The sequence below is a fragment of the Maribacter sp. 4G9 genome, from assembly GCF_002742265.1.
In the GTDB taxonomy this organism is placed as follows: Bacteria; Bacteroidota; Bacteroidia; order Flavobacteriales; family Flavobacteriaceae; genus Maribacter.
Genome location: NZ_MDGL01000171.1, coordinates 1 through 4,061 on the forward strand (window position 1 = coordinate 1; position 4,061 = coordinate 4,061).

Annotated in this window: 5 protein-coding genes; 1 reads left to right on the top strand and 4 read right to left on the bottom strand. The window is 37.6% G+C overall.

What is annotated here, in order from left to right; genetic code table 11:
• Positions 1–591: 591 nt before the first annotated feature.
• The 4 genes from ygiD to BFP75_RS17605 form a co-directional block, all read right to left on the bottom strand.
• Entirely contained in the window at positions 592–1,419 is an 828-nt protein-coding gene (gene ygiD, locus BFP75_RS17590) for a 4,5-DOPA dioxygenase extradiol (RefSeq protein WP_099546660.1), read from the bottom strand.
• A gap of 123 nt (positions 1,420–1,542) precedes the next feature.
• Positions 1,543–2,415 carry an SDR family oxidoreductase gene (locus tag BFP75_RS17595; protein WP_099546658.1) on the bottom strand — a complete coding sequence of 291 codons (873 nt, stop codon included), beginning with the start codon at positions 2,413–2,415 and terminating at the stop codon, positions 1,543–1,545.
• A gap of 16 nt (positions 2,416–2,431) precedes the next feature.
• The gene (locus BFP75_RS17600; protein ID WP_206073570.1) at positions 2,432–2,803 is read right to left on the bottom strand and encodes a DoxX family protein; all 372 of its coding nucleotides are present in this window, start codon (positions 2,801–2,803) and stop codon (positions 2,432–2,434) included.
• A 111-nt stretch (positions 2,804–2,914) separates the two neighbouring features.
• Positions 2,915–3,433 (bottom strand): Crp/Fnr family transcriptional regulator, encoded by a 519-nt coding sequence (locus BFP75_RS17605; RefSeq protein ID WP_099546659.1) that lies wholly within the window; start codon positions 3,431–3,433, stop codon positions 2,915–2,917.
• Between the two features lie 146 nt (positions 3,434–3,579).
• Here BFP75_RS17605 and BFP75_RS21945 point away from each other — a divergent pair, with 146 nt between their 5' ends.
• The gene (locus BFP75_RS21945) at positions 3,580–3,738 is read left to right on the top strand and encodes a hypothetical protein (RefSeq protein ID WP_165776517.1); all 159 of its coding nucleotides are present in this window, start codon (positions 3,580–3,582) and stop codon (positions 3,736–3,738) included.
• Positions 3,739–4,061 lie beyond the last annotated feature (323 nt).

The window sequence follows — 4,061 nt, forward strand, 5'->3', positions numbered from 1 at the left end:
TGGGGCACCTGTAGCCCCCGTCCCACTTTAGCCAGGCCAGATGCGACAGGCAGCTGTCCGTGTCCGGGAATTTCTCCATAAAGTCGAAAAGGGACATGCTCTTGAATCTTTGCTCCATGTTCTTGATGTTTGTTTCCCCGAATTTACTACTTCTATCGTTATTGATTAAGTACCTAAGTCAATTAAGGTATTTTCCAATTTTGCCTTCTAAAAGCAAGTTCTGTCTAATTTTTCTAAAGAATTTTATCATTTGTTAGCGGTTTCTGATAATGAAGCACAACGCAGTGCGATGCGCAGTCCGTCAAATTTTTATGGAAATATAGCAAATTCATTTTCGGTATTGGGAATAAAAATTGTGGCGACCGGATTGGGTATCAGCGTTTTAATGTGTCGCGTTGAAAAGCCTTGGCGGCGTTTTTGGCGGGCAGGTCCCTCAATCTACGGCCATTGTGATCCGGCATACCAGGGCGATGATGTAGCATTTCCAAAAGTGCGGGAGTGTACCCAAGGTGCACTCCATCAGTTAATGGCGGAGCCGTCTACTCGATTAGCTGTTCGCCTTTCTTTTTAGTATAAAATACCACCAATTTGTCATGATATTTTTAAACTTGTCATACTTAAACTTCCAGCCAATAGTTTGTCATTAAAAAGGTTAATAGACTCACCTTTTTCTTGAAGACCAAGACTGTATATTAATGGTAAATAATGGTCTGGAGTGGGAATTGCCAACTGAAATGCTTTGGATTGCTTATGGTAATCGATGAGTGGTTGGTAATTTCCATCAAGTAAATGATTATTGATAGCTGATCTTGCTTCAACTGCCCAATCATAGCCATAATCGTCCTTATGTGCGTTTGCAAAATCAACCATGCCTAAATTGTGAATAATATTACCACTGCCTATTATTAAAATTCCTTTATTACGTAGACTGCTTAATTGTTGTGCTAATTCGTAGTGTTGTTGTGGAGATTTATTATAATCGATGCTCAACTGAATTACAGGTATATTAGCTTCTGGGTAAAGGTGCTTTATTACGCTCCAAGCACCATGGTCTAAACCCCATTTGTCATCTAATTCTACCGAAGTAGGCGTTAACAAAGATTGGGTCTCTTTGGCTAATTCAGGGCTTCCTTTTGCAGGATATTGGACATCATAAAGTGCCTGAGGAAAGCCACCAAAGTCATGGATGGTTTGTGGCATTTCCATAGCTGTTACCTTTGTACCTTTTGTAAACCAGTGGGCAGACACACAGAGTATAGCTTTAGGAATTGGTATTGTTTTGGCAATATCTCTAAAGCCCTTTACAAATTCATTCTCTTCAATGGCGTTCATTGGGCTGCCATGACCTAAAAATAGAACAGGCATTTTCTCTGTTAGTGGAAAACCTTCTGATATTTTAGCTAAATCATTTAATTTCATACCTAAACAAGTAAAAGGGAGTAGCCCCATTATTTTAAGAAACGCTGTTCTCTTCATTTCAAAGTCATTTGTAATTCCTTATAAAATCAGAAAGTAGCAGACTTTGTCTGCTACTTTCAAGGGTTATTTTGAAGCATAAACCATTGACAAGAATTGTTTTGCCGAGGTGGGCTTTCTTCCCAAGATATTTTCTAGATCTGAATTTTCAACTGTAAATTCTCCTTGATTAATGGCCGTTGAAAAGCCAGCAAACATACCTACATAATCTGCAGGAACATTAGCTTTAGTTAAGGTTTCTATATAAACCTCCGTACTTGGGCTTGTGTACGTAACTTCTTTTCCAGCAATCTCACTTAAGCTTGTTGCCATTTCTCCGATTGATACGTTTTCGGTATTGCTGAAATTGTATACTTTGTTTTCGTGTCCTTCGGTCATCATTATATTGGCAGTGGCTTCTGCCATATCATCTCTTAAAGCAAAAGCAGCTTTGGTATCTCCTGCGGGTAAAAACACTCCTGTTTCCATCACTTTTTCTCCAAAAAACCAAGGCAGTAAATCCATATACAGATTGTTTCGCAAAATTGTATAGTGCATACCACTGCTTTTAATCAAATTTTCGGTAGTTATGTGTGAGGCAGCAACAAAAGCAATGGGTGAAGTTTCGGTTTCGTTTTTGCGTTCAAAACTTGTATACACAATATGTTTTACCCCAGCTTCTTTTGCAGCCTCTATTACGTTTTGATGCTGCTGGTCTCGATTAACCAAATCTGAACCTGATATCAAAAGTAGTTTGTCTATTCCTTTGAAAGCATTTACCAATTGCTCGTAATTATTGTAGTCGCCCACTCGTACTTCAACACCCTTACTTTTTAAGTCGGCTGCTTTTTCTTCATCCCTAACCAATGCGACTATATTGGAGGAAGAAACACCTTTTCTTAAAAGAGAGTCAATGCTTGCCTTTCCGTAATTTCCAGTCGCTCCTGTTATTAATATCATGATTTATATGTTTTAATTATTTTGCCAGAATAGGTGCTTTTTTTGTTCTTCCCCAAGCTATAAACCAGGCAAGAACAAGAAAGAAAATGTTCATTCCAATAAGTGATGCTTCTCCTCTTGAAATATGAAATACGCTTGCTGCAATCATTAACGCAATGGTGCCATAAGCCGCAAAAACCGTTAATTTTGGTTGTATTTTTAAAGCTGCTGGTAAAACGATTCCTATTCCTCCAAGTAAATCGACAATACCTGTGAATTTTAATAAACCAGGATTATCAAGTGCCCAAGGCAACATTTTTGCTGTTTCTTCAATGGGTTGAAATAATTTGGTATAGCCTGCCCAAATTAAGGTTAAAGAAATTAAGCCTTGTGCTACCCATAAAGCTATGTTTAGTCATTTTGATTTTACTGCTGTTGTCATTTTTAAACTTTTTAATTGTTAATAATGATGCAAAGGTGTGAACAATTAAAAAGATAAAAATTAAGGTATCTTAAGAAATCACTTTCGAGCTAATTTTCGTCTAACATCACTTAAATATTCGGGAGTCATGCCTAAGTAGGAAGCAATTAGTTTAAGTGGAAGTCTTTGTACAAGGGTTGGATAAGTTTCTACAAAATCTACATAGCGTTCTTCGGCTGTTGCACTTAATAAATTGGCTAAACGCTTATTTGTTGTGATTAAATTATTTACTAATTTTTTATTTTGTTCAAGCAAATCATCATAACTCAACTGACTAATATCGCTGTAATTGGTAGTTGTAAGTATTGATATTTCGCTATCTTCAATAGCATCGATAAAAATAGTAGATGGTTTATTGTTTACAAAACTATCCATGTCAGTAATTAACCAATCTTCGGGTGCAAAATGCAAGATGTGTTCTTTCCCGGATTTATCTATTACATAACTTTTCAAGCATCCTTCATTCACTTTAAAAACAGTTTTGCAAGTATCTCCCTTGTACAAAAGAATCGTTCCTTTATGTATCTTTTTTGTCTGTAAATTGTCAAACAGTTTCATTAAGGGTTGCTCTTTTTTAATGGGTTTAAGGTGACAACAAACGCAGGGCTATGTGAAGCCACGTTACGGGTTTTAAATTTACGCAACTTGTTGGGATAAATTTAAAATACGTGTTGAACGTGGCCAGGTTGCATATAGCCGTTGATATGTACAGTTTTCCTCGATGGCGCCTAAAGGTGATAGGTTGGATGGTCCCTCATCCTACGGATTATGCAAACTGGCATGGCCCTGCGATGATGTACAAATCCCAAGGGGCGGGAATTGGAGCCTTTGGCGACAATGTAGCGACTTGGGTTCACCTTTAGGTGACCGAGCGAAGCGACCGATGAATACCTTTGAAAAACAATAAAAATTAAATGAATAATTGTACATCATCGGTTCGGCTAAGCGTAGTGCGGGGGCAAGGAAACTTTTCGTTTCCGTCTGCGCACGAAGCTAAAGCTTATTGTTTTGATTTATTTTTCTTCTCTAAAGCTAAATCCATAAGATTTAGCGGCTTCATAAATATACGCAGACCTTTCGGTTTTGCCCCAAAGTCCGCATTACGTTTAGCATCTATGTAAAAGCAGCCTGTCGAGTATCTTTAAGATTCACCAAAATCAAAAGATATGAAAACACAACAAACTGC

Bases quoted from the DNA above. Each gene is read 5' to 3' on its own strand.
- BFP75_RS17605 (WP_099546659.1), bottom strand. From the start codon at position 3,433: ATGAAACTGTTTGACAATTTACAGACAAAAAAGATACATAAAGGAACG.
- BFP75_RS21945 (WP_165776517.1), top strand. From the start codon at position 3,580: ATGTACAGTTTTCCTCGATGGCGCCTAAAGGTGATAGGTTGGATGGTC.
- BFP75_RS17595 (WP_099546658.1), bottom strand. From the start codon at position 2,415: ATGATATTAATAACAGGAGCGACTGGAAATTACGGAAAGGCAAGCATT.
- ygiD (WP_099546660.1), bottom strand. From the start codon at position 1,419: ATGAAATTAAATGATTTAGCTAAAATATCAGAAGGTTTTCCACTAACA.